Origin of the sequence: Polaribacter sp. PL03 (genome assembly GCF_033875165.1) — a bacterium.
In the GTDB taxonomy this organism is placed as follows: domain Bacteria; phylum Bacteroidota; class Bacteroidia; order Flavobacteriales; family Flavobacteriaceae; genus Polaribacter.
In genome coordinates, this window is the sequence record NZ_JAWZSV010000005.1 from 125,265 (window position 1) to 151,084 (window position 25,820).

General features: G+C 30.6%; 22 protein-coding genes. 9 read left to right on the forward strand and 13 right to left on the reverse strand.

Features of this window, described 5'->3' with window-relative positions:
• Positions 1-79: 79 nt before the first annotated feature.
• The 3 genes from SHK09_RS11760 to SHK09_RS11770 all read right to left on the reverse strand — a co-directional run bounded on the left by SHK09_RS11760 (position 80) and on the right by SHK09_RS11770 (position 3,184).
• Positions 80-1,441: an exonuclease domain-containing protein gene (locus SHK09_RS11760; protein ID WP_319810980.1), complete on the reverse strand. Its 1,362-nt coding sequence runs from the start codon at positions 1,439-1,441 to the stop codon at positions 80-82.
• Positions 1,442-2,098, reverse strand: a complete 657-nt coding sequence (rpe, locus tag SHK09_RS11765) for a ribulose-phosphate 3-epimerase (protein WP_319810981.1) — start codon at positions 2,096-2,098, stop codon at positions 1,442-1,444.
• A gap of 222 nt (positions 2,099-2,320) precedes the next feature.
• Positions 2,321-3,184, reverse strand: coding sequence for an RNA polymerase sigma factor RpoD/SigA (locus SHK09_RS11770; protein WP_036827110.1), 864 nt, complete (start codon positions 3,182-3,184; stop codon positions 2,321-2,323).
• A gap of 202 nt (positions 3,185-3,386) precedes the next feature.
• Here SHK09_RS11770 and SHK09_RS11775 point away from each other — a divergent pair, with 202 nt between their 5' ends.
• On the forward strand, positions 3,387-3,956 hold the full coding sequence (locus SHK09_RS11775; protein WP_319810982.1) for a sigma-70 family RNA polymerase sigma factor: 570 nt from the start codon (positions 3,387-3,389) through the stop codon (positions 3,954-3,956).
• A gap of 703 nt (positions 3,957-4,659) precedes the next feature.
• Here SHK09_RS11775 and SHK09_RS11780 read toward each other — a convergent pair.
• The 3 genes from SHK09_RS11780 to SHK09_RS11790 are packed head-to-tail and all read right to left on the reverse strand — an operon-like array spanning position 4,660 to position 7,874.
• Positions 4,660-5,451: a THC0290_0291 family protein gene (locus SHK09_RS11780; protein ID WP_319810983.1), complete on the reverse strand. Its 792-nt coding sequence runs from the start codon at positions 5,449-5,451 to the stop codon at positions 4,660-4,662.
• 57 nt (positions 5,452-5,508) lie between these two features.
• Positions 5,509-7,131 (reverse strand): Ig-like domain-containing protein, encoded by a 1,623-nt coding sequence (locus tag SHK09_RS11785; RefSeq protein ID WP_319810984.1) that lies wholly within the window; start codon positions 7,129-7,131, stop codon positions 5,509-5,511.
• A 56-nt stretch (positions 7,132-7,187) separates the two neighbouring features.
• A complete protein-coding gene (locus SHK09_RS11790; protein WP_319810985.1) occupies positions 7,188-7,874 on the reverse strand; it encodes a ComF family protein in 687 nt (228 codons plus the stop codon).
• A 162-nt stretch (positions 7,875-8,036) separates the two neighbouring features.
• Here SHK09_RS11790 and SHK09_RS11795 point away from each other — a divergent pair, with 162 nt between their 5' ends.
• Together SHK09_RS11795 and SHK09_RS11800 are read left to right on the forward strand one after the other, a co-directional pair.
• Complete coding sequence (locus SHK09_RS11795) at positions 8,037-9,578, forward strand: glycine--tRNA ligase (RefSeq protein ID WP_319810986.1); 1,542 nt, start codon at positions 8,037-8,039, stop codon at positions 9,576-9,578.
• A 189-nt stretch (positions 9,579-9,767) separates the two neighbouring features.
• Positions 9,768-10,172: a hypothetical protein gene (locus tag SHK09_RS11800; protein ID WP_319810987.1), complete on the forward strand. Its 405-nt coding sequence runs from the start codon at positions 9,768-9,770 to the stop codon at positions 10,170-10,172.
• Between the two features lie 103 nt (positions 10,173-10,275).
• Here SHK09_RS11800 and groL read toward each other — a convergent pair whose 3' ends face one another.
• The 7 genes from groL to miaB form a co-directional block, all read right to left on the reverse strand.
• Complete coding sequence (groL, locus tag SHK09_RS11805; RefSeq protein WP_319810988.1) at positions 10,276-11,907, reverse strand: chaperonin GroEL; 1,632 nt, start codon at positions 11,905-11,907, stop codon at positions 10,276-10,278.
• Between the two features lie 78 nt (positions 11,908-11,985).
• Entirely contained in the window at positions 11,986-12,261 is a 276-nt protein-coding gene (groES, locus tag SHK09_RS11810; RefSeq protein ID WP_319810989.1) for a co-chaperone GroES, read from the reverse strand.
• A 167-nt stretch (positions 12,262-12,428) separates the two neighbouring features.
• On the reverse strand, positions 12,429-12,758 hold the full coding sequence (secG, locus tag SHK09_RS11815; protein ID WP_319810990.1) for a preprotein translocase subunit SecG: 330 nt from the start codon (positions 12,756-12,758) through the stop codon (positions 12,429-12,431).
• On the reverse strand, positions 12,755-13,519 hold the full coding sequence (locus tag SHK09_RS11820; protein ID WP_319810991.1) for a hypothetical protein: 765 nt from the start codon (positions 13,517-13,519) through the stop codon (positions 12,755-12,757). Before SHK09_RS11820 ends, secG begins: the two co-directional genes overlap by 4 nt.
• A 21-nt stretch (positions 13,520-13,540) precedes the next feature.
• Positions 13,541-14,047, reverse strand: coding sequence for an LptE family protein (locus tag SHK09_RS11825; RefSeq protein ID WP_319810992.1), 507 nt, complete (start codon positions 14,045-14,047; stop codon positions 13,541-13,543).
• Between the two features lie 4 nt (positions 14,048-14,051).
• Complete coding sequence (locus SHK09_RS11830) at positions 14,052-15,275, reverse strand: sigma-54 dependent transcriptional regulator (RefSeq protein ID WP_319810993.1); 1,224 nt, start codon at positions 15,273-15,275, stop codon at positions 14,052-14,054.
• Between the two features lie 170 nt (positions 15,276-15,445).
• Positions 15,446-16,900 (reverse strand): tRNA (N6-isopentenyl adenosine(37)-C2)-methylthiotransferase MiaB, encoded by a 1,455-nt coding sequence (gene miaB / locus SHK09_RS11835; RefSeq protein WP_319810994.1) that lies wholly within the window; start codon positions 16,898-16,900, stop codon positions 15,446-15,448.
• A 438-nt stretch (positions 16,901-17,338) separates the two neighbouring features.
• On the opposite strand from miaB, the gene topA reads away from it, so the two are divergent.
• From topA to gldN, 6 genes are all read left to right on the forward strand, one after another.
• Positions 17,339-19,858 carry a type I DNA topoisomerase gene (topA, locus tag SHK09_RS11840; protein ID WP_319810995.1) on the forward strand — a complete coding sequence of 840 codons (2,520 nt, stop codon included), beginning with the start codon at positions 17,339-17,341 and terminating at the stop codon, positions 19,856-19,858.
• A gap of 38 nt (positions 19,859-19,896) precedes the next feature.
• Positions 19,897-21,057 (forward strand): formimidoylglutamase, encoded by a 1,161-nt coding sequence (locus SHK09_RS11845; RefSeq protein WP_319810996.1) that lies wholly within the window; start codon positions 19,897-19,899, stop codon positions 21,055-21,057.
• A gap of 106 nt (positions 21,058-21,163) precedes the next feature.
• Positions 21,164-22,537 (forward strand): gliding motility lipoprotein GldK, encoded by a 1,374-nt coding sequence (gldK, locus tag SHK09_RS11850; RefSeq protein WP_319810997.1) that lies wholly within the window; start codon positions 21,164-21,166, stop codon positions 22,535-22,537.
• 35 nt (positions 22,538-22,572) lie between these two features.
• On the forward strand, positions 22,573-23,214 hold the full coding sequence (gene gldL / locus SHK09_RS11855) for a gliding motility protein GldL (protein ID WP_319810998.1): 642 nt from the start codon (positions 22,573-22,575) through the stop codon (positions 23,212-23,214).
• 46 nt (positions 23,215-23,260) lie between these two features.
• Complete coding sequence (gene gldM / locus SHK09_RS11860; protein WP_319810999.1) at positions 23,261-24,793, forward strand: gliding motility protein GldM; 1,533 nt, start codon at positions 23,261-23,263, stop codon at positions 24,791-24,793.
• Between the two features lie 15 nt (positions 24,794-24,808).
• Positions 24,809-25,663, forward strand: a complete 855-nt coding sequence (gene gldN, locus SHK09_RS11865; protein ID WP_319811000.1) for a gliding motility protein GldN — start codon at positions 24,809-24,811, stop codon at positions 25,661-25,663.
• The last annotated feature ends 157 nt before the right edge of the window (positions 25,664-25,820 follow it).

The window sequence follows — 25,820 nt, forward strand, 5'->3', positions numbered from 1 at the left end:
GAATATTTTAGGTAGTATTTTTAATTAAAAGGCAAAAAAAAAGAAGTTAAAATGTTGTCTTATTTGAAGTTAATAACTATTAATTGAGTGCTTTTTTTTTCTTTAAATAAGCAGCTATTATTCTTTGAATATCTCTATTATCTTTCTTTGGTTCTACAAAAAATTGGTAATCTTCTGGGGTTTCTAACTGTTTAGATTGTTGGGTATCTACATATCCAAAACCTAAATAAATTCCATTTAATATTAAAGCGAAACCAATTTCATTTTTAGTTCTCCCTTTTTCTTTAATAACTAAATTTTCTGCACCAATACCAACAGATTTAATAGCTTCTTTAACTCGTTTGTTATAATCTTCAACAGCTTCCTTGTCGCAACAAATACCTTTACATTCTTTTAATTGAAAGTGAAAGCAACTAGAAACATTGGTTTGTAAGTGACAATATTTAGGGCATAACTCAAACTCTTTACACAAGGCCTCTAAATGATTTCTACATTCTGCAACAGTGTAGTATTTCATTATTGGGTTTGGTGCTAATTTTAAACGATTATAGGCTAAATGAATAATTCCTTTTTGATCTTCATAAGAAAATAAACCAACTGCCTCACCAGCTCTTCTTTGTGCTCTATTAAATTTTGGGTAAATGTGTTTTATTTCTGCAGATTCGTGTAAAAGTGCTAGTAATTCGCTACCAGTTTTTGTAAAAGAAATGTCTGCAGTCTCCATACACATGGTTTGCTCTTTTTTCTTTTTGTCATAAAAATGACTAATAACACGTTGCTTTATATTATTAGATTTACCAACGTAAATAATTTCTTTTTCTAAGTTTTTAAAATAATAAACACCAAAAGTTTCTGGTAAGTTGTCTACTACTTTTTTGTCTAAAAGTGGTGGTAAGGTTGCTTGTCTAGATTTTGGGTTTAAAAAAGAATTAATTGTAAAATTAGTATCTCTTTCTATTAACCTTCTAAACAATTCTGTAGTTGCTTCTGCATCTCCTTTTGCTCTGTGTCTACCGTTTATAGGAATATTTTCTGATGTACAAATGTTACCTAAACTATAAGAACTTAGACCAGGAATTAGTTTTCTAGACAAACGAACGGTACATAGTTTTTTTCGTTTAAAAGAGAAACCTAAACTTTTAAATTCTTCGTAAATAATGTTATAATCGAAGTTTACATTATGTGCTACAAAAATGGTGTCTTTGGTAATTTCTTCTATCTTTTTTGCAATTTCATAAAACTTAGGTGCATTTCTTACCATGGCATTTGTAATACCCGTAAGGTTGGTTATAAAAGCAGGAATGTTTTGTTCTGGATTTACTAAAGAAGTAAATTCATCTACAATTACTTTCCCGTCAAAAACAAAAATGGATATTTCGGTTATTTTAGAACCTTTATATCCATTTCCTGTTGTTTCTATGTCTACTACTGTGTATAACAATTATTCTATAGTCTTTTTTAAGTCAGCAATAGTTTGTGTAGGGTTTTCGGCTCCAAAAACAAAACTACCTGCAACTAAAACATTTGCTCCGGCTTCAATTAATGCGTTTGCGTTATAAGAGGTAACTCCTCCGTCTATTTCTATTAGACATTCAGATTCTGTAAAATCGATTAAATGTCTTAATTGACTTACTTTTTTAAAGGTGTTTTCTATAAATGATTGTCCGCCAAAACCAGGGTTTACACTCATAAGACATACCATATCTAAGTCTTCAATTACGTCTTCTAAAACGGCAATTGGTGTATGTGGGTTTAAAGCAACTCCTGCTTTCATACCTGCATCTTTAATTGCTTGTATTGTTCTGTGCAAATGTGTACATGCTTCATAATGTACAGTTAAAATGTTTGCTCCTAAATCTGCAAATGTTTGAATGTACTGATCTGGATTAACAATCATTAAGTGTACATCAATTGTTTTTGTAGCGTGTTTAGCAATTGCTTTTAAAACGGGCATTCCGAAAGAAATGTTAGGTACAAAAACGCCATCCATAATATCAATATGAAACCAATCTGCTTCACTATTGTTTACCATTTCTACGTCTCTTTGTAAGTTAGCAAAATCTGCTGCTAAAATTGAAGGTGCAAGTAAATTACTCATTTATTTGTTGTTGTGTTGTTATTTTGTTTTGCAAAGGTAATTAATTCGATAATTGATAAAAGTATAAGTTGGTAATAAATTTGCAAATTAGTTTAGCCCCGATTGAAGCGGCATCCTTTTTTGTTTTTCACAAAAAAGATAAAGCGGAAAGCGGGAAATAGCTTCAAAAAAAAACTCTCAAAAAATGAATTTGAGAGTTTTAAATTTTATAAAAGTTAATGATTAACCAAGGTAAGTCATTAAAATTTTAGATCTAGAAGTGTGCTTTAATCTTCTAATTGCTTTTTCTTTTATTTGACGAACACGCTCACGAGTTAAATCGAAAGTTTCACCAATTTCTTCTAAAGTCATTGGTTGGTGTTCACCTAAACCAAAATATAATTTTACAACATCTGCCTCACGTGGCGTTAATGTTTCTAAGGCTCTATTAATTTCTATTCTTAGAGATTCGTGTAATAATTTTCTATCTGGGTTTGGAGATTCTCCTGAGTTTAATACATCGTACAGGTTAGAATCTTCACCTTCAATTAAAGGAGCATCCATAGATACGTGACGGCCAGAATTCTTCATAGATTCTTTTACGTCATTAACAGTCATGTCTAACTTCTTAGCAATTTCTTCTGCAGAAGGTGGGCGTTCGTTTTCTTGTTCTAAGAAAGCATACATTTTGTTAATTTTATTGATAGAACCAATTTTATTTAACGGTAAACGTACAATTCTAGATTGTTCTGCTAAGGCTTGTAAGATAGATTGACGAATCCACCAAACGGCATAAGATATAAACTTAAAACCACGAGTTTCATCGAAACGTTTTGCAGCTTTAATTAAACCTAAGTTTCCTTCGTTAATTAAATCTGGTAATGTTAATCCTTGATTTTGGTATTGTTTTGCAACAGATACAACAAATCTTAAATTGGCTTTCGTTAATTTTTCTAAAGCTCTTTGATCACCAGCTTTAATAAGCTGTGCCAATTCAACTTCTTCATCTGCAGTAATTAAATCTACTTTACCTATTTCTTGTAAGTATTTATCTAACGATGCGGTTTCTCTATTAGTAACCTGCTTGGTAATTTTAAGTTGTCTCATTTAATTCTCTGTGCCTTTTTAAGGATTAATACTCTTGCTACATTTACTTATACGCAGCAAAGTATAATTATGTTACAAAAAAGTTTTCTTTTTTTTGAAAAAGTATGTTTTCTACCATTCACCGATAAAAAAATACCGTTTATCTTTTTTTAATTTTTAGGTGTGACTTAACCGCTAATTTAGTGTCATAAATACAACCAAATTGAATACAATAGCCTTAAAGATTACCGATGAAGATTTAGTTTTTGAAATAGTTAGAACTAATAACACAGAATTATTTGCAACCTTATATGATCGTTTTTCGACCGTGGTTTATAACAAATGTTATGGTTTTTCTAAGAATAAAGAAGAAGCTGAAGATTTAATGCATGATGTTTTTGTGAGACTTTTTGTTAAGCTAAAAACGTTTAAAGGTAATTCTAAGTTTTCTACATGGTTATATTCTTTTACATATAACTTTTGTGTTAATTATGTACAAAGAAATAGTCATAAGAAAAAAGAGAAAGTAACTATTGTAACAGATCAAATTAAAGAGAATAACGATTCTTTTGAAGAAATTGAAGATGCTAATTTATTTGAATTAAAATCTGCAAAATTAGCAAAAGTGTTAACTTTAATAGATCCATCAGAAAAAATGATTTTATTAATGAAATACCAAGACGAAATGAGTATTAAAGAAATAAAAGAAATTTTAAATATTGGCGAAAGTGCTGTTAAAATGAGAGTTAAGAGAGCAAAAGCAAAGGTTGTTAAATTATACGAAGAGTTATAAAAGTATGAATAATCCGTTTAAGAAAATTCTACCGAAACATAAAGTTTCACAAATTGTTAGGCAAAAGGTACTTGTAGATACAGAAATGATAAAAGAAACACTACAAATTGCCGACTTATATGTTTTAAAATATCCAAAAACACTTACTAATTTCTTTATAAATTTAAAGTAATAAAGTACTTCAGTCGAATAAATATGTGGTAAAATTAAGATGTTATACTACACTTAATTGCATGTTTAATATTCATTTACTATTTTTAACTACTTCTGTTTTTAACTCATCTACTATATAAGACTTCAAGTAGATGTAATAAACGGTGAATTAAATACACTTTTCTGTTAATTTATATTTTGTATCTAAAGCCACAATATAAATTAATTTCAACCTTTTCCTGTTTTTAAAAAGTGTTCTAATATATAATCTTGTAGCAAGAAATAGCTTTTTTGTAATCTATTAAATTAGGCGTAATTGTGTTTTTGTAAAAAGAATACTACACATCAAATGTGAAAAAATGTATTGCATACAATTTATGGATCTGTTTTAAAAGAATCTACAGAAACATAGGTTACACAAATTATAACAAAAAGTTGCTTATCGGTATTTTAAATAATTAAGACAAACATTACAAATTATTGGCTTGTGTATTTAATGACATCTAAGAGAATTAATTAATGTTTTTATAGCGTTAAGTTATAAAGTACCTTAATCGAATAAGCGTGTGCTAAAATTAAGGTGATATGTTATACCTAATTGCATGTTTAATGCCCATTCATTATTTCTATTTTCAAATACTTCTGCTTTTAAGCCATCTACTTCATCAGATAAAAAATAGATATAATTAAACTGCGCAACTAAATCTACTTTTTCTGATAATTTATATCTTGTACCTAAACCCATACTAAAAGCAAAAGTTTGACCTTTTCCTATAGCTAAAGAGTTCTCTAATGTGTATTTTTTTGGTAAGACAGAGATGTCTTCTTTCCAATCTCCTAAGTCTGACTTAAGACCATTGTTGTAAAAAGAATACTGCACACCAAATGTAAAAAATGGATTGAATGAAATGTCTGAATACGGATAAACAAATTCTTCTAGAGGTCTTAGAAAGTACTCTAAATGCACGCCTAGATTTAACATTCTTAAACTACCTTTCATTGCTCGAAGTTGTTCGCCAGCATAACTTTGCCTAGAGGCATAAGTACCATGGTGTTCTAGTTCTTCGTTTTGTATGTATTGAAGTTCTGTTTTTATCATGATATGATTGTGCATCACATCATTAGGATCCCAACGTAATGTATTGTTGTAGAAACTAAGATAATGTGCCACCGAGAAGGACATACCTTTGTTGTTGTATTCACTTCCAAAATGGCTTCTTTCGCCGTAATCTGTTTGTAAACTAGTAGAGCCAACAAAACCACCAATGTCATGTGTGTAATGTTGTGCCTTAATTTCTAGAATAAAAACAATTACAAAAATAATTGTTATAGGGGTTCTCAAGATTTAGGGGTCTTAAAGTAAGAAGTAAATATATGTTAAAAGTTTTATAAAAAAAAATTAATTAGAGTTTTTAATGGTAAAAGTATTCCCTTCTAGAAAGTAGTTTGCTCTAACTTGTAATTCTTCTTTGTAGTAAATAATATTCTCTGGTTGTTGTTTTAATAAGTAATTACCTGTGTCCCATATTCTATTATTGTTATCATCTACAATAGCTCTTATTGTATATGTTTTAGGTTCTAATAAGTTAAAAACAAGAGTTTCAGAAGTGCTAACATATCTTCTTTCAATAATTTGATCATTATCTTTGCCAGACAATAAATCTATAATTACATTTTTAGAAGTTGTGTTTACTACATTAAGCGTAATTCTACCATAGTCTTCTAATTCTACCGTTTTAAAATTGTAGTTTAAAGAATCATTTTTAATATCGTAGACGTCTGTAAAACTTCCAGGTAGGGCTTTTAAAGTGTAATTTTCTTTTTGCTTTTTATCAAAGATGAAACCTATTTTGTTTTCTTTTTTAGAAATGTAATTAGCGTATTTAACTCTTATGGTATCTTTGTTTATAAAAACTATTTTACTAGTATCTATTTTTACAATTGGGTTATTACTTTTAATATAAAAGGTATCTCTTAAATGCAATGTTCCGCTGGTAGAAGGTTTAATATTTAATGAATCTAATTTATTTTTTCTTAATCTTACAGTTACTGTATCTAAAAACTTGTCATTATATACAATAAAGTTTAAAGAATCTACATCGATAGGAGTGTGCCAATAATTTAAAGTGTCTTTATCTATTTCGAATCTAGAAACACTTTTAAAATTATCTGGAACTTTAGATAATAATTCAACTTTAAAATCTTTTATTTTACCTTCATAACCAAATTCAATTTTACCTTTAAAAGTTTCTTTAGCTCTTTTAAAACGATACGTCTGTGTTTCTTTAAATAACTTAATTGGCTTTGTTATTATGCTGTCTTTTGGTAGGGTAATAATATCTGTGTAAAACCCTATTTTATCTACTTTAGGATCAAAAATATAATCGCTAGAGCTTTCTTCTAATGCTAATAAAAGATATTTTCCTTCTCTTAAATTAGTGAAGTTAAACTTAGTTGTATCTAAAGCTGTAGCAACATAATTTGGTTTTTTCTTATAAACTATAGAATCTGTAAAAGTGCTATCTATTCTATATAAAACAATATTGGTTTTTTTTGGTTTTTTATTTAGAAAAGCGTCTGTTACACTACCAGAAGTTACTAAAGAATCTATGTAAGTACCCGTAGAAAAAACGTACTTAAAACCTTCTAATTTATTACTTTCATTATTGTCTTCAATAGCATTACCAAAATTAAAAATATATGTAGTGTTTGGCTTTAAAGTATCTAGAATTTTAATGTTTAAAAATCTACTAGCTGTTCCTTGCGGCGTTATTAATAAAGGGCTTTTTAAAGGAGGAGAAACAACTAACTGTTTGTCTAAATCTTTTAGTTTTACAAATTCGTTAAAAGAAAGCCTTATTTCTTTATTCTTAAAATTAATTGTTTCATAAGGTGGTTCCGATGATACAAAAAGTGGTGCAAGTTCATCTTTTGGCCCACCATCTGGTCTTCCTGTTTTTGCACAACTAGAAATTAAAGCGATAGAAAGTAATAAAAAAAGCGTTTTATAAATGAATTTCACAAACAGTAAATTTTCTACAAATTAACAATTTATTTTTGAGATTAAAATCACAAAGTTTAATCTGTATACGCCATTGTTAAAATACTTATTTTTATTCCAGAAGTTTTTAATAGTTCTAGAGAACATGCTTCTAAAGTTGCACCCGTTGTAATTACATCATCTATAAGTAAAATATGTTTGTTTTTAAGTGCTGTAATATCTGTTAAAGAGAATTTGGTTTCCAAATCATTAAATCTTTCAAAACGAGCTTTTAGAGTTTGTGTTTTTGTTGATGATTTTCTTACTAAAACGGCTTCATTTAAAGGAATGTTTAAATGCTTACTTAGACAATCTCCAAATTTAGTAACTTGGTTGTAGCCTCTAATTTTTTTTCTTTTAAGGTGAATAGGTACAGGAATAATACAGTCTACAGTAGAAAATTCTTTATTATGAGCAAGCATTTCTCCTAGCCAATTGCCAAAGAAAACACCAATTTCCTCATTTCCTTTGTATTTTAATTCATGAATTAGATTTTTTGTAATGCTTTCTTTTCTAAAAAACAATAAAGAATAGGCTTTTTCAATGGTTACCCTTCCGTAGAAAATTTTAGAGACTTTATTTTCTGTAAAACTTTTAAAATGAGTTAAAGGTAAATCGTGTCTACAAAAAGTACAAATTATTTTTTCATTCTGTAATAACTGTTCATTGCAATTCGCGCAAATTTCAGGATAAAATAGAAGGAATAAATCTTTTAAAAGTTTCATTTTTTTTGATAGCAATTCCTTTTAAAGGTACTTTAATTTAATGAATTTTAAAGGTTGATACAAGAATGACAATATTTTCTGCTATATATTGATGATAAAGAGTTAAAATGAAACTATTTTTTTCTTGAAAAATTTATGTAAACGTTTATCTTTGTCGCCATTATGGCAAAACAAGAAGATCAATTTAAAAAAGTATTATCGCACGCAAAAGAATACGGTTATGTATTTCAATCATCTGAAATTTATGATGGTTTAAGCGCGGTTTACGATTACGCTCAAAACGGAGTTGAGCTAAAGAAAAATATTAGAGATTACTGGTGGAAAGCAATGGTGCAAATGCACGAGAACATTGTAGGTATAGACGCTTCAATTTTAATGCACCCAACAACTTGGAAGGCTTCTGGACATGTAGATGCTTTTAATGATCCTTTAATTGATAATAAAGATTCTAAAAAACGTTACAGAGCAGATGTTTTAATTGAAGATTATTGTGCTAAAATAGAAGGTAAGATAAATAAAGAAGTTGCAAAGGCAGAAAAGCGTTTTGGTGAAACTTTTAATAAAGAAGAATTCATCTCTACAAACGGAAGAGTTCTAGGATACCAAGAAAAAATAAATACAATTTTAGCAAGAATGGGTGCGTCTTTAGAAAAAGAAGACTTAGCCGATGTAAAGTTATTAATTGAAGAATTAGAAATTGCAGATCCTTTAACAGGTTCTAGAAATTGGACTGATGTTAAACAGTTTAATTTAATGTTTGGTACCAAATTAGGTGCTTCTGCAGAAACTGCAATGGATTTATATTTACGCCCTGAAACAGCACAAGGAATTTTTGTAAATTTCTTAAATGTACAGAAAACAGGAAGAATGAAAATTCCTTTTGGTATTGCACAAACGGGTAAAGCTTTTAGAAATGAAATTGTTGCAAGACAGTTTATTTTTAGAATGCGTGAGTTTGAACAAATGGAAATGCAATTTTTTGTAAAACCAGGAACTCAAAAAGAATGGTACAACCAATGGAAAGAAACGCGTCTAAAATGGCATTTATCTTTAGGTATGGGAGCAGAGAACTATCGTTTTCATGACCATGATAAATTAGCACATTATGCAGATGCAGCTGCAGATATTGAATTTAATTTTCCTTTCGGATTTAAAGAATTAGAAGGTATTCATTCTCGTACAGATTTCGATTTAAAAGCACACGAAGAATTTTCTGGGAAGAAATTACAATATTTCGATCATGAAGAAAATAAAAGTTACACACCTTACGTAGTAGAAACTTCTATTGGTTTAGATAGAATGTTCTTAGCTGTTTTCTCTAACTCTTTACAAGAAGAAGAATTAGAAAACGGTACTACAAGAACGGTTTTAAAATTACCATCTGTTTTAGCACCTTTTAAAGCGGCAATTTTTCCTTTAGTTAAAAAGGATGGTTTGCCAGAAGTTGCACGTGAAATTATGGATGATTTAAAATGGGATTTCAACGTTTTTTACGATGAAAAAGATGCTGTTGGTAAACGTTACAGACGTCAGGATGCAGCAGGAACGCCATTTTGTATTACTGTAGATCATGACACTTTAGAAGACAAATGTGTTACTATAAGGCATAGAGATACAATGGAGCAGAAAAGAGTTGCTATTGCAGATTTAAAAGAAATAATAAAAGCAGAAGTAGCAGTGAAAACTTGGTTGCAAAAAATGTAATGCTTTTTATGTTTACGTATAAATACCTCATCTTTTCGATGGGGTATTTTGCTTAAGTGTAAGTACTGTTTTTTGTAAAATAGTAGTATCACGCTAAATTTAATGATTGTTTTAATTGAATTTTACTACATCGAAAGGTGTTGTCTGAAAAGCCTATAATAGAGTAAGAGAAAATTAAAACAAATTATTATGTCTGGATTAGCTAATGTAGAAACTGAAATGAAATTAGGAGGTGGTGCTCAGTTTTGGGTTTATTTATCTCCACAAAACAATACCGCTAAGGTTATAAAAGAATGGTCTGTTAAGTTTACTCAAGGAAATTGGAGTGATTCAATAACATCAGAAAACCCAACAAAGCAAATTAAAACACCTAATCTTTCTGGTAATTTTGATATAGAAGTAACTACATTAAATTCATCTACAAACCCGCCAATAAAAGTTAATATTCCTGCTCAACTTGGAAGTATAAATGAAATAGGTTGTAATGCAAATTGTGCTTCTTTTGTAGGACTTGTAGCTGACGAAAAAACACTATTAGGAGGTGTAAATGTAAAGTTTTGGACAACCTGGGATGCAATGTGTTCTAGAGTATAAAATATTTTAACTCATAAAAAAAACCGTTAGAAATTTCTAACGGTTTTTTAAATTATATATTTCCCACCAAAAGTGAGGTAAATTATCTGAAGCGATTCGTTGCTTACATCATTCCTGGCATTCCACCACCCATTGGAGGCATTCCTGCTGCAGAATCTTCTTTAATATCTACTAAAGCACACTCTGTAGTTAAGATCATACCAGCAACAGAAGCAGCATTTTCTAATGCAACACGCGTTACTTTTTTAGGATCTATAATACCAGCTTCTAACATATCTACGTAGCTATCATTCTTAGCGTCATAACCAAAGTCTTTTTTACCTTCTAAAACCTTGTTTAAAACAACAGAACCTTCACCACCAGCATTCTCAACAATAATTCTTAATGGAGCTTCAATAGCTTTATTAATAATTTGTACACCTGTAGTTTCGTCTAAGTTGTCTGTAGTAATTTTTTCTAAAACTCTTTTAGCTCTTACTAAAGCAACACCACCACCAGCAACAATACCTTCTTCAACAGCAGCTCTTGTAGCATGTAAAGCATCATCAACTCTATCTTTCTTTTCTTTCATCTCTACTTCAGAAGCAGCACCAACATATAAAACAGCAACACCACCAGCTAACTTAGCTAAACGTTCTTGTAGTTTTTCTTTATCGTAATCAGAAGTAGTAGTTTCTATTTGTGCTTTAATTTGGTTTACTCTTGTTTTAATAGCTTCTGCATTTCCAGCACCATTTACAATTGTAGTATTGTCTTTATCTACAGTAATTGTTTCTGCAGTACCTAAAAGGTCTAAAGTAGCATTTTCTAAAGAGAATCCTCTTTCTTCAGAAATTACAGTTCCACCAGTTAAAATAGCGATGTCTTCTAACATTGCTTTTCTTCTGTCTCCAAAACCTGGCGCTTTTACAGCAGCAATTTTTAAACCACCACGTAATTTATTTACAACTAAAGTTGCCAATGCTTGTCCATCTACATCTTCAGCAATAATTAATAAAGGTCTTCCTGCTTGAGAAACTGGTTCTAAAATTGGAAGAATTTCTTGTAAGTTAGAAATCTTTTTATCAAATAATAAGATATAAGGATTTTCTAAATCTGCAATCATCTTGTCTGCATCTGTAACAAAATAAGGAGATAAATAACCTCTATCGAATTGCATACCTTCTACAACATCAACATATGTTTCCATTCCCTTAGCTTCCTCAACAGTAATAACACCTTCTTTACCAACTTTAGTAAAAGCGGTAGCAATTAGCTCACCAATTGTGTTATCGTTATTTGCAGAAATTGCAGCAACTTGTTTTATTTTTTCAGAAGAGTTACCAACTTTTTTAGCTTGTTTCTCTAAGTCTGCAACAATTGCAGCTACGGCTTTGTCAATTCCACGTTTCAAATCCATTGGATTTGCACCTGCAGCAACATTTTTTAAACCTTCTTTTACAATTGCTTGTGCAAGAACTGTAGCAGTTGTTGTACCATCACCAGCTAAATCATTCGTTTTAGAAGCAACTTCTTTTACCATTTGAGCTCCCATGTTTTCTAGCTCATTTTCTAGCTCAATTTCTTTCGCTACAGAAACACCATCTTTAGTTACTGTTGGTGCACCAAAAGATTTAGAAATAATTACGTTTCTTCCTTTTGGTCCTAATGTTACTTTTACTGCATTTGCTAAAGCATCAACTCCACGTTTTAATCCGTCTCTTGCTTCAATATCAAATTTTATATCTTTTGCCATTTTTTTTAATGTTTATTCGTTTAACTGTTTACTTGTTTAATTGGTGCTTTTGGTAAAGAGCCAAAAGCTAAAAGTTATTTATATGATTGCAAGAATATCAGATTCGCGCATCATTAAATAATCTTTTCCTTCTAATTTTAAATCAGTTCCACCATATTTACTATATAACACAGTATCGCCAACTTTAACCGTTAAAGGCTCGTCAACTTTACCATTTCCAATAGCAACAACAGTACCTTGTTGTGGCTTTTCTTTTGCGTTGTCTGGAATGATTAATCCAGAAGCTGTTTTTGTTTCTGCAGCTGCAGGTTCTACAAGAACTCTGTCTGCTAAAGGTTTAATGTTTAATCCCATTTTTATATATTTTATTGATTAATTAAATTAAGTTTTACATTGTAAAAGTAGTCAGAAATTATGCCACTGTATTATAACTGACAATTTTACTATGATTAAAATTTTAAGCAAAAAAAAATGCCAACGTGTCATTCACATTGGCATTTTAAATTATTTCTAACAGAAGTTTATTTTAAACTATCGTTAGTATTTGTTGTTGGAGCTACAGGATTTGTACCTTCTACACCGTCTAAAGTGTTGTTTAATTGAAAGTTTTCATCTCCTTCTCTAGGAATTGCAAAGTTTGCTAATAAAATTAAAACAAACATAGCGATAGCTAAAGTCCAAGTTGTTCTGTCTAAAAAGTTGTTTGTGTTTTGCACACCACCTAAAGATTGTGCTCCACCACCTCCAAAAGAAGAAGATAATCCTCCACCTTTAGGATTTTGAACCATTACGATTAAGATTAATGCAATAGCTACAATCAAAATTATTATTAAAAACGCTGTGTAACTCATGATTTATTTTTTTGTAAAATTTGTGTTCTTTTAATTTGGTCTGCAAAGAAACCACTTTTTTCTGGATATTTCAAACTTAAAATTCTATAAGCTTGTATTGCATTCTCGTACTTTTTCTGTTCTAAATAAACTTTAGCTAAGGTTTCTGTCATTAAAGCAGCATCTTGCCTATTCTTATCTACAGGTACAGTAAAGGTTTTTCCTTTTTCTAGAGGTTCTATTTTAGGGTTGTTTCTAATAAATTTATTAATTAAATCTACCTTTTTTGTATTCTTTTTAACTGGCTTTTCTTTTGTTCTAACAATTGGTTCTTTTGTAGATAGTTGTAACCATTGATGAAATGAGTGGTTTTCTGAAGAGGAAAAAGACAAAGGTTTGCCTATCTCTAAATTCTCTTCAATCTTTACCGTCTCTTCTACAATCGATTTTATTTCAGGAATAATTACAGCAGTAATTTCTTCTGGTTCTTCTAAAGAAATTTTCTCTAAGATTTGATCATGAATATTTTCTTCACTTTTATTCTCTAGATTAAAAGAAGTAATGTAATCGAATAATACAGTTCTATCTGTAGTATATGCTGCTGTTATTTTTAATTCGTTGTTGTATTTAAAACTGTCTTGGTTTTTAAGACCTTTTAAATATAAAGCTCTTGCTGTTTGAAAATAAGGAAATGCTGTTATAACTGCTTTTAATTCTGCAGTTTCTAATTGTAGTATATCCGTTTTATTCTTTGCAATATTTATAAAAGTATCTGTTTTCAAGCTCTTAATTTTATTGTAATATTACCATTTACCAACGGAAGCATTAAATATATCTTGCGTAATTCTATCTATAATTTCTTCAAAAGCGGCTTCTAAAACGCTACCTGTTAACTGCGACGTTGCTGAATAATCTGAATAAAAAGAAAAAGATTTTTCGAAATCTTTATTATCATCTACAGTATTAATATATCTAACGTTTACAGTTATTGTAAGTCTATTTTGTGCAGAAGTTTGTTCTGAAGTAGCACTCATAGGATTTATCCTATAACTTGTAATTTCACCACTAAATTGTATGTCTCCGTTTGTAGCAACTAATGTTAAGTTTGTTTGACGTGTAAATAAATCTTGCAGTTCTGTAGTAAAATCTTGACTTAAACTTGGCTCGATTAATTGTGCTTCATTTCTAAAAAAATCTACTTGAATTGTCTTCGCATTACCAACATCTCCACCTGTAAAACCATAAATTCCACATCCTATAAAACAGCATGTACTTATTGTTATTAAAGTTATATAAAGTAATTTTTTCATGTCTTTACAAGTCGTATTGTTTAATTTTTCGATAAAGAGTTCTTTCTGAAATACCCAATTCTTTAGCGGCCAATTTTCTTTTATTGTTATTCTTTTCGAGCGATTTTTTAATCATCTCTATTTCTTTGTCTTGTAAAGATAAAGATTCGTCTTCTTCGATAGTCTCAATAAAGTCATAATCTTTTTCTTTAGATGAATTTTGTGGAATATTCATCACTTCTATCTTATGTTCTTTTAATTCTTGGTCTGCGTAGATTTTTTCTATTAATTGGTGGTTTCTTTCTTCAACTTCTTCAATATCTCCTGTTTTCATTAAATCGAGCGTCAACTTTTTTAAATCGTTGATGTCATTACGCATATCAAATAAAATTTTATACATAATGTCTCTTTCCGTAGAAAAATCATTTTCTTTTTTTCCTCCAATAACTGCAGGGAAGTTACTTTTATTATTAGGTAAATAATTCTGAAGTTTAGAAGCGGTAATCATTCTACTTTCTTCGATTACAGATATTTGTTCTGCTAAATTTTTTAATTGACGTATGTTTCCAGGAAAACGATAGTTTAGTAAAACAGTAACGGCATTTTCATCTAAACGAATAGAAGGCATTTTATATTTTTGCGCAAAATCTGATGCAAATTTTCTAAACAATAAATGAATGTCTTCATTACGTTCTCTTAAAGCGGGTAAATCTATTTCTACAGTACTTAATCTATAATATAAGTCTTCTCTAAAGCGTTCTTTTTCGATTGCTTGCTGCATATTTACATTTGTTGCAGCTACAATTCTAACGTTTGTTTTTTGTGTTTTTGATGAACCTACTTTTATAAATTCGCCATTTTCTAAAACACGTAATAAGCGTACTTGGGTTGTTAAAGGTAATTCTCCAACTTCATCTAAAAAAATGGTTCCACCGTCTGCTACTTCAAAATATCCTTTTCTGTCTTGTGTTGCTCCTGTAAAAGAACCTTTCTCGTGTCCAAAAAGTTCACTATCTATTGTTCCTTCTGGTATTGCACCACAATTTACAGCAATGTATTTTGCATGTTTTCTGTGTGATAATGAATGTATTATTTTTGGAATATTTTCTTTACCAACACCACTTTCTCCTGTAACTAATACAGAAATATCTGTAGGCGCAACTCTAACAGCTTTTTCTAAAGCACGGTTTAATTGTACATCGTTACCAATAATACCAAAACGTTGTTTTAATGCTTGTAAATTTTCCATCGTTTCTTTTTTTGAAATAGGATTTTCTTGCTTTCTTTTATTAAATTAATAATAGAAAAGAAATTTAGCTTTCTAATGCTATGTTTTTTATAAATATGCTTAGCCCTGATTGAAGTGACATCCTTTTTATTTTTTTATAAAAAGATATAACGGAAAGCAGGAAATAGCTTCTAATTATTATCAGAATACCCAACAACAGTTCCTTTTAAGGTTGCGGATGTACAATCTTCTACCTTAACCATTACAAAATCGCCTAATTTATAGTCTCCTTTTTCGAAAACAGCAACGGTATTTTGTGTGTTTCTTCCTTTCCATTCATTAGGGTTTTTCTTAGAAGTACCTTCTATTAAGAATTCTTCTGTTTTACCTAAATGCTGTTGTGTTCTATATAAAGCGTGTTCTTGTTGTAGGTCTATTATTTCTTGTAACCTGCGTTTTTTTGTTTCTTGAGGCACATCATCGTCCATTTTGTTACCTGCTAGAGTTCCTGGTCTTTCAGAATATGTAAACATAAAACCGAAGTCGTACTTTACATACTTCATTAGTGCTAAAGTGTCTTTATGGTCTTCTTCTGTTTCTCCACAAAAACCAACAATCATGTCTTGAGATAAAGACATTTCTGGTACGATTTTAAAAATATTATCTACCAAAGCCATGTATTCTTCTCGTGTGTGTTGTCTGTTCATAGCTTTTAACATGGCGTTACTTCCACTTTGTACAGGTAAGTGTAAGTATTTACAAATGTTTCTATGTTTGGCCATTACATGAATAACGTCTAAATGCATGTCTTGCGGATTAGAAGTTGAAAAACGGAAACGTGTTTTTGGAAATTTTGTAGCACACATGTCTAACAATTCTGCAAAACCTACAGCTGTTGCTTGCGCCATTTCAGTAGCTTTTTTAAAATCTTTCTTTAGACCACCACCAAACCAAAGAAAACTATCTACGTTTTGCCCAAGCAGTGTAATTTCTTTAAAGTTTTGATCTACCATAGAAGCTACTTCTTCTAAAATACTTTTAGGATCTCTACTTCTCTCGCGACCTCTAGTAAAAGGAACTACGCAAAAAGTACACATATTATCACAACCTCTGGTAATAGAAACAAAAGCTGTAACTCCGTTTGTATTTAAACGCACGGGAGAAATATCGCCATAGGTTTCATCTTTAGAAAGAATAACATTTACAGCGTTTCTACCTTCGCTAACTTCGCTTAATAGATTTGGTAAATCTTTGTATGCATCTGGTCCTACAACTAGATCAACAATTTTTTCTTCTTCTAAAAACTTTTCTTTTAAACGTTCTGCCATACAACCTAAAACCCCAACTTTCATTTTTGGGTTTATGCGTTTTACCTTGTTGTATTTTTGTAAACGTTTACGAACAGATGTTTCTGCTTTTTCTCTAATAGAACAAGTATTTACCAGAACTAAATCTGCTTCTTCTAATATTTGAGTGGTATTATAACCTTCTTTGTCTAAAATTGAAGCAACAATTTCACTATCATTCATATTCATTTGACAACCGTAGCTCTCTATAAATAGTTTCTTAGTGTTTCCTGCTTTATTTTCTGTTACAAGGGCTTTTCCTTGTATTTTCTCGTTTATAACTTTTTCGATTGGTTCCATATTCAAAAAATGAAATGCAAATATACAACCAAAAATGAAAATGAATGACAAATTGGCAGAAAACAAGCTTTTTAAAAATTTATTTATTGTAAAGTAACTGTTTTTTAAAAATGGTTATTGTTTTTTATTTAAAGAATTTTAGTTTTTATCTTTTTATTCTTTCGATTTTATGGTTTTTCCTTAGAATAATTCAAAATCTTGTTAAGTTGTACTTTAATTTTGTAAAGTAAAAGGAATGGTATTTTTTGTTTTTTTAACCGAAGTTTAGGGGTGTAAAATGAACAAAAGATTGCTCTTTAATTTTTTTTTCTATTAAAATTGAAGTAAAAAAGCTCTAAAAAAAGAATTAATAAAAAAAACTACATACTTTTGCAGTCCTTAAATACGCAGTTTCGTCTCGAAGTTTCGGGAGCGCTAATTACGAAAAAAGAAAGATAAATGGCAAAGAATTTAGTAATTGTAGAGTCACCAGCAAAAGCAAAAACCATAGAAAAGTTTCTTGGAAAAGATTTTCAAGTAGAGTCTAGTTATGGTCATATTGCAGACTTACCTTCTAAAGAATTAGGAATTGATGTAGATGGAGATTTTAGTCCGAAGTATATAATTTCAGACGATAAGAAGCCGGTTGTTAAGAAGTTAAGAGCACTAGCAAAAAAAGCTGATATGGTTTGGTTAGCAAGTGATGAGGATCGAGAGGGTGAAGCAATTGCGTGGCATTTAAAAGAACAATTAGAGCTAAAAGATGAAAACACAAAACGTATTGTTTTTCATGAAATTACAAAAAATGCCATTTTAAAAGCAGTCGAAAATCCTAGAGATATAGACTATAATATGGTAAATGCGCAACAAGCAAGAAGAGTTTTAGATAGACTTGTTGGGTATGAATTATCGCCGGTTTTATGGCGAAAAGTAAAAGGAGGCTTATCTGCGGGTAGAGTACAATCTGTTGCAGTACGTTTAATTGTAGAGAGAGAACGTAGTATTTTAGACTTTACAGCAGAAACACATTATAAGGTAGTTGCACAGTTTTCTAATATTGAAGGAAAATCTTTTAAAGCAACTATTCCTAAGAATTTTGATACTAAAAAAACAGCAGAAAATTTCTTAAAATCGTGTGCAAATGCAGATTTTTCAATTGCAGATTTAACTAAAAAACCTGCAAAGAAATCTCCAGCAGCGCCATTTACAACATCTACATTACAACAAGAAGCGTCTAGAAAATTAGGTTTTCCTGTTGGTAAGACAATGCAAGTTGCACAACGTTTATACGAAGCCGGTTTAATTACTTACATGAGAACAGATAGTTTAAACTTATCTGTAGATGCAAGAAATGCTGCTGAAGAAGAAATTACAAATTATTACGGAGCAGAATATAGTAAGCAACGTGTTTTTAAAACGAAGTCTAAAGGTGCACAAGAGGCGCATGAGGCAATTCGTCCTACGAACATGAAAATGCATTCTATAGATACAGAATACGACCAAACTAGATTATACGATTTAATTTGGAAAAGAACTTTGGCTTCTCAAATGAGTGATGCACAATTAGAGCGTACAAACGTTAAGATTGAAAACTCAGAGAATTCTAAAATTTTCACTGCAAATGGTGAGATGATTAAGTTTGAAGGTTTCTTAAAAGTATATTTAGAAGGAAATGATGATGATGAAGGTGAAGAACAAGCAGGTATGTTGCCTAATTTAAAAGTGAATGATAAGTTAGATTACACTTTTATTAATGCAACACAAAGGTTTACGAGTCCGCCTTACAGATTTACAGAAGCATCTTTAGTAAAACAATTAGAAGAACTAGGTATTGGTAGACCATCTACATATGCACCAACAATTTCTACTGTTCAACGAAGAGGTTATGTAGAAAAAGGACAGAATGAAGGTTTAGAGAGAGAATATCAACAATTAGTACTTTCTAACGGAAGTGTTAAAAGTGAAGCTTTAACAGAGAAGACTGGAGCTAATAAAAATAAATTAGTACCAACAGATATAGGAAATATTGTAAACGATTTCTTAGTAGCTAATTTTTCTAATATTTTAGATTTTGGTTTTACTGCAAGAGTAGAAAATTCTTTTGATGATATTTCTGAAGGTGATGAAGATTGGATAGAAATGATAAAAGGCTTCTATACAAAATTTCATGACAATGTAGAAGATGTTAAAGAAAATGCTGAAAGAGAAAGCGGAGAACGTATTCTTGGAAAACACCCAGAATCTGGAAAAACTGTTTTAGTTCGTTTAGGTAAATTTGGGCCAATCGCACAAATTGGAGCCCCAGAAGATGAAGAAAAAGTGTTTGCTAGTTTAAATAAAGAGCAAAATTTAGGTACAATTACAATGGAAGAAGCATTAGAATTGTTCTTACTTCCTAAAACTTTAGGTTCTTATGAAGGTGAAGAGGTAATTGTTTCTAATGGTCGTTTTGGACCTTATATTCGTTTTGGAGCTATGTTTGTTTCTTTGGATAAAGGAGAAAACCCAATGGAGGTAGATTTACCAAGAGCAGAAGAATTAATTGTTGCTAAACAAAAAGCAGATGCACCAATTTATCATTACGAAGAATTACCTGTACAAAAGGGAGTTGGACGTTTTGGACCTTTCTTAAAATGGAACAATATATTTATCAATGTTAATAAAAAATACGATTTTGATAATCTTACTGTTGATGATATTGTTGAATTAATTGAAGCTAAAAAACAGAAAGAAATAGATAAAGTTATTCATAATTGGGAAGATGTAGAGATTCGTGTAGAAAAAGCACGTTGGGGACGTTTTAATGTTTTAAAAGGTAAAATTAAAATAGAATTGCCTAAAACTACTGATATAGAGAAACTTTCGAAGGAAGAGGCTGTAAAAATGATTGAGGCTAAAACGCCAAAGAAAAAAGCAGCAAAAAAGAAACCTGCAGCAAAAAAGAAAACAACGGCTAAGAAAACGGTTAAAAAGAAATAATTAGTTAGTATCTTGCATACTTTATTGAAAAAAAATTGATGAACGAAGACTTTTTAACCCCCGTAAAAGACTCGGTTATTGCACATTTAATGTCGCAGTCTCCATCTTGTCTGGGACAAAATATCCAAATTTATTCAGAAGAAGAAGGTTTTCCTGAGTTAGAAAATGTACAAATTGCTATTTTCGGCGTTAATGAAGATAGAAATTCGCAAGACAATTTTGGTTGTGGCGAGAATTTACATTTTATAAGAGAGAAGCTTTATCAATTATTTCCTGGAAATTGGCATACAAATATAGTCGATTTAGGAAATGTTGAAAAAGGAAACCAAGTTTCAGATACCTATTTTGCTGTTAGAGAGATAACTGCTTCCTTGTTAAAGAAAAACATAATTCCAGTTATAATTGGTGGAGGTCAGGATATTACGTACGTTAACTACAGAGCTTATGATGCTTTAGAGCAATCGGTAAATATTACAGCAGTAGATAGTAGATTCGATTTAGGTAATTTCGAAGAAGATTTAACTTCGCAATCTTATTTAAGTAAAATAATTATGCAAGAGCCAAATAACTTGTTTAATTATTGTAATGTTGGGTATCAAACATATTTTAACTCGCAAGAAGAAATAAGCTTGTTAGATAATTTGTTTTTTGATGCACATAGATTAGGAAAAGCAAAGGAATTAGAGAATATAGAACCTGCGTTTAGAAATGCAGATATTGTTTCTATAGACATTGGTGCTGTAAGGCAAAGTGAAGCTCCTGCAAATAATAATGCTTCGCCAAATGGTTTTTATGGTGAAGAAATTTGTGCAATTTCAAGATATGCAGGTATTAGCGATAAAGTATCCTCTTTTGGTATTTATGAGTATAATTCTAAGCACGATAATAATCATCAAACAGCACATTTAATTGCACAAATAATTTGGTATTTTATTGAAGGAGTTAATTTTAGAGTAAAAGATTATCCTTTTTCAGGCAAAGAAAATTATCAAAAATTTACAGTGTTATTAGAAGATGATGAACCTTTAACGTTTTATAAAAGTAATAAATCTGGTAGATGGTGGATAGAAATAAAAATACTATCAAATAATAAATACAAAAGACATGCGTTAATACCATGTACATATAAAGATTACACAGATGCAACAAAGCAGATTATACCAGAGAAATGGTATAAGGCAATGAAAAAAATGGTGTAATTAGAATAAAATTAAAAATCAATACGTTAAAATGCGATTTCGGTATTGCTTTTTAGCAAAAAAAATAATAGGTTTACGAACTTTTAGTTAAGATATAATCACATATATGAAGAAAGCAGTAATATTTGCACTTTTAATAACAGTATTTTACAGTTGTGGCTCTAATGATAGAGGAGAATTAGTAGGTGTAAAGGCCAAAAAGAAATGGTTTTCAGAGAAACCTTACGGTATGGCTTTAATACCTGGAGGTTCTTTTACTATGGGTAAACAAGACCAAGACATTATTGGTACTATGAATGCACCAACAAAAACGGTTACAGTTAGGCCATATTATATGGACGAAACAGAGGTAACAAACAACGAGTATAAAGAATTTGTACATTGGGTTAGAGATTCTATCGTAAGAACAAGATTAGGGTACCAACAAGAATTTGCTATAATGAGTGCAATTCCAAATCCTAATGGTCCAGCACCATCTGGTGGTATTCATGATTTTGCTTTTGCAACAGTAGATACAACTAACTCGACTCCTTACCAAAGATATATGTACGAGAATTATTGGAGTTTAGGAGATGGTATCGATTCTATTAGACCTTTAAATTGGCAAACAGAATTAACTTGGAAAAAAGAAGAATATCCAGATGTAGATTATGTTGAAGTAATGGATTCTCTTTACATTAGTAGAGAAGAAGCTGTAGACGGAATTAGAACATTTAATCCTAAGTTTTTAAAATATAGATATTCTTGGTTCGACAGAGATAATGCTGCTCGAAAAGGAGGTAATAGAAAAGATTTTGTAGAAATAGAGGTTTTAAATATTTATCCAGATACTACTGCTTGGGTAAAAGATTTTAATTATTCTTATAACGATCCAATGCACCAAGATTATTTTTATCACCAATCTTATGGCGATTATCCTGTGGTAGGTATTACTTGGGACCAAGCAAATGCTTTTTGTAACTGGAGAACTAAAAAGAAAAACGATTATTTAAAAGGGCGAAAAAACGCAACTCAGGTACCAGATTTTAGATTACCAACAGAGGCAGAATGGGAATATGCAGCAAGAGGTGGTTTAGAATTTGCAACATACCCTTGGGGAACAGGAAGTACAACCAGCGATAGAGGTTGTTTCTTAGCAAACTTTAAACCTGTAAGAGGTAATTACGCTGTAGATGGCGCTTTATATACTATGGAGGCAAAATCTTTTAATGCAAACGATTATGGTTTGTATAATATGGCAGGTAATGTTTCTGAATGGACAAATACAGCTTATAATTTATCTTCTTATTACATGGCTTCTACAATGAATCCTAATGTAGAAGATAGAAAAAACAAAAGAAAAATTGTTCGTGGAGGTTCTTGGAAAGATGTAGCATATTTTTTAGAAGTAAGTTCTAGAGATTATGAATATGCAGATACTGCAAGAAGTTACATTGGTTTTAGAACCGTACAAAACTACATAGGAACAGGAAATAAGTAAACTAATAAAAACCCCTAATAAATAAGTTAAAAATTATGGCACAATCAAGAGCATACAAAAAAGGAATGAATTTCGTTTACGGAATTGGAGCAGCAGTAGTAATTATTGGTGCATTATTCAAAATTCAACATATTGAACTTTTTGGAATAACAGGTGGAATGATGTTAACTATTGGTTTAGTTGCTGAAGCAATAGTGTTTTTAATTTCAGCTTTTGATACACCAGACGATGATTTAGATTGGTCTAAAGTTTATCCGGAATTAGCAGATGGAGGTTTATCTTCTAAGAAAGAAGATAAGAAATTAGGAGCAGACGGTATGTTATCTCAAAAATTAGATAATTTATTACAAGAAGCAAAAATAGATTCTACTTTAATGGCAAGTTTAGGTTCTAGTATGAAGAATTTTCAAAGTGCAGCAGAAGGTTTGTCTGCAGCATCTGGTTCTGTAGCTTCAACTAATAAATACAACGAAGAAATGTCTAAAGCTGCATTACAAATGGAGTCTTTAAACAATTTATACAAAATACAAGTAGAAAAATCTGGTAAACAAACAGAATTAAATTCTGCAATGGTAGAAAATTCTGAAAAATTACAAAAACAAATGGCTGCGTTGGCAGATAACTTATCTTCTTTAAACGGAGTTTATGGAGGTATGCTTTCTGCAATGTCTAAATAATAATTAGTTATAATAAAATATTTAATAACTTAAAAAACTAATTATAATGGCAGGAGGAAAAATGTCCGCAAGACAGAAGATGATTAACTTAATGTATCTTGTATTTATTGCAATGTTAGCACTAAATATGAGTAAAGAAGTTTTATCTGCTTTTGGCTTCATGAACGAAAAACTAGTAGAAAACAATACATCTACAACAGAAAAAAACGCTTTAGCTTATGAAAATTTAACAACCAAAGCATCTGAACAACCAGAAAAATTTGGTCCTTTAAAAGAAAAAGCAGACAAAGTAAAAGAATATTCTTTAGAATTTTATCAATATTTAGCAGGCTTAAAAACAAGCATGACTGAAAAAATAGAAGTTAAGGATGATTATGAATCTATGGATAAAACAGATTGGGTAGATGCTTATTTCTTTAAAGGAGATAATTATACAGCAGAAGGCCAAGAGTTTTTAGATAAAGTAAATTCTTATAGAACAAATGTTATAAATACTTTAGGAGCAGATAGTAAATTTGTACCAGTTTTAAATAATAGATTTTCTACAGAAGATGTAATAGACAAAGAAACTGAAAAAGCGGTACCATTTTTAAGAGCTAGATATGAAGGCTTTCCAATGGTTGCTTCATTAACTAACTTTACACAAATTCAGGCAGATATTAAAAACACAGAAAGCGATATTATTTCAGACTTATTAGGAGGACAATTAGAAAGTGAAGTTTCTATGTCTAACTACAATGGAGTAGTACAATTAGATAAAAACGCTTTCTATCCTGGAGATAAAGTAACTGGTAGTGTTGTTTTAGGTAGATATGATCCTAGTTTAAAACCTAGTAGAGTAGAATTAAATGGTAAAAAATACGATAACTTTAAAGATGGTAGCGTAGTTTTAGATTTAAGAGCAGGAAGTGTTGGAGAAAAAGACATTAAAGGAACAATTTACTTTATGGAAAACGGAGAAGAAGTTCCTGTGCCATTTGCAAGTTCTTATTCTGTAATCTCTAAACCCAATGCACCAGTAGTTTCTGCAGATAAAATGAATGTAGTGTATAGAGGTTTACCAAATCCTATATCTATATCTTTACCTGGAGTTCCAGATAAAGACGTAAAAGCAAGTGCACCAGGTTTACGTAAAACAGGTTCTGGTAAATATGTTATGAGCCCTCAAGGCGGAAGTACTGTAAAGATATCTGTAAGTGCAAAATTAGCAGATGGTAATACAAGCAGAACTAGTTCAGATTTTAGAATTAAAGATATTCCTGCAGCAATGGGAACAGTAAGAGGTCAATATGGTACCGTTAGAATGCCAAAATCTGGTTTAGCAAATACACCAATAGGAGCAGGTTTACCAGACTTTTTATTCGACTTAAATTTACAAGTAACAAGTTTCAAAGTAAAAGTACCTAACCAATTAGCAATTATTGTTAATGGGACAAGGTTTAATGCAGCAGCAAAAAAAGCTTTATCTAAAGCAAAAAGAGGTGATATGATTAATATCTTTGATATTAAAGCTGTAATTAAAAACAACTCTTACAAATTAAAGAAAGTATTACCCGTTAATATAGAGTTAACAAACTAGTAAATAAACATAGTTATGATTAAAAATTGTGTAATAATATTTTTCGCTATTCTAACCACAGGTTTGGTAAATGCGCAAGCAAACTTACTAAATTCTAAATCTGTAGAACAGATAGGTGTAAAAAGCGAACAACAGTTGGCAGCAGATAATGATGGCCCAATTCCTTATGGTTACGTAGCCGACAGAGATGTTCTGTGGTCTAAAGTAGTTTGGGAGTTTATAGATTTGAATCAGAAAATAAATTTACCTTATTATTTTCCAATCGACACAACAAATATCTCTACAGATAGAAGGTCTTTGTTCGACACGTTGATAAAAGGAATTAAGCAAGGTAAAATTAAAGAAGCGTATTCAGATTCTTTTTTTACATCAAAAATTACACAAGATGAAATCGACCAACGTTTAGTAAACGTTCGTGAAGAGAATGGTTATACAGATACCTTTAGAATTCAGACGCAAGATGTGGCTGGTTATATGATTAAAGGAATGTGGTATTTCGATAAACGCCAAGGAGAATTAAAATACAGATTATTGGCAATGGCGCCAATGGGTAAAGATGTACAAACTTTAGGAGTTCAAGAAATTGAAGACGAAGAGTTGTATGAATTATTCTGGATTTTCTTTCCATCTGCAAGAGAAGTATTACACGATGCTAAGGTTTTTAACCCTAAAAATGCATCGCATCCTATATCTTTCGACCATTTATTAAATGCTAGAAGATTTAGTTCAACAATCATAAGAGAAGAAAATATTTATGGTAACAGAGCTATTGAAGACTATGTTCGTGGTAATTCTTTATTCCAATTGTTAGAAGCTAACAAGATTAAAGAAGACATTCGAAATAGAGAAATGGATATGTGGAACTATTAATTTACAATCTTAAATTATATAAAACGTTTGCGAAAGCAAGCGTTTTTTTATTTGAAGCCATTTCCTACTTTACGCACTCCCTTTTTTTTTCGCTTCGGTAGATTCGCCTCATAAAAATATTTTTTCATGAAACTCAATCTTAAAAAAGAGCTGAAAC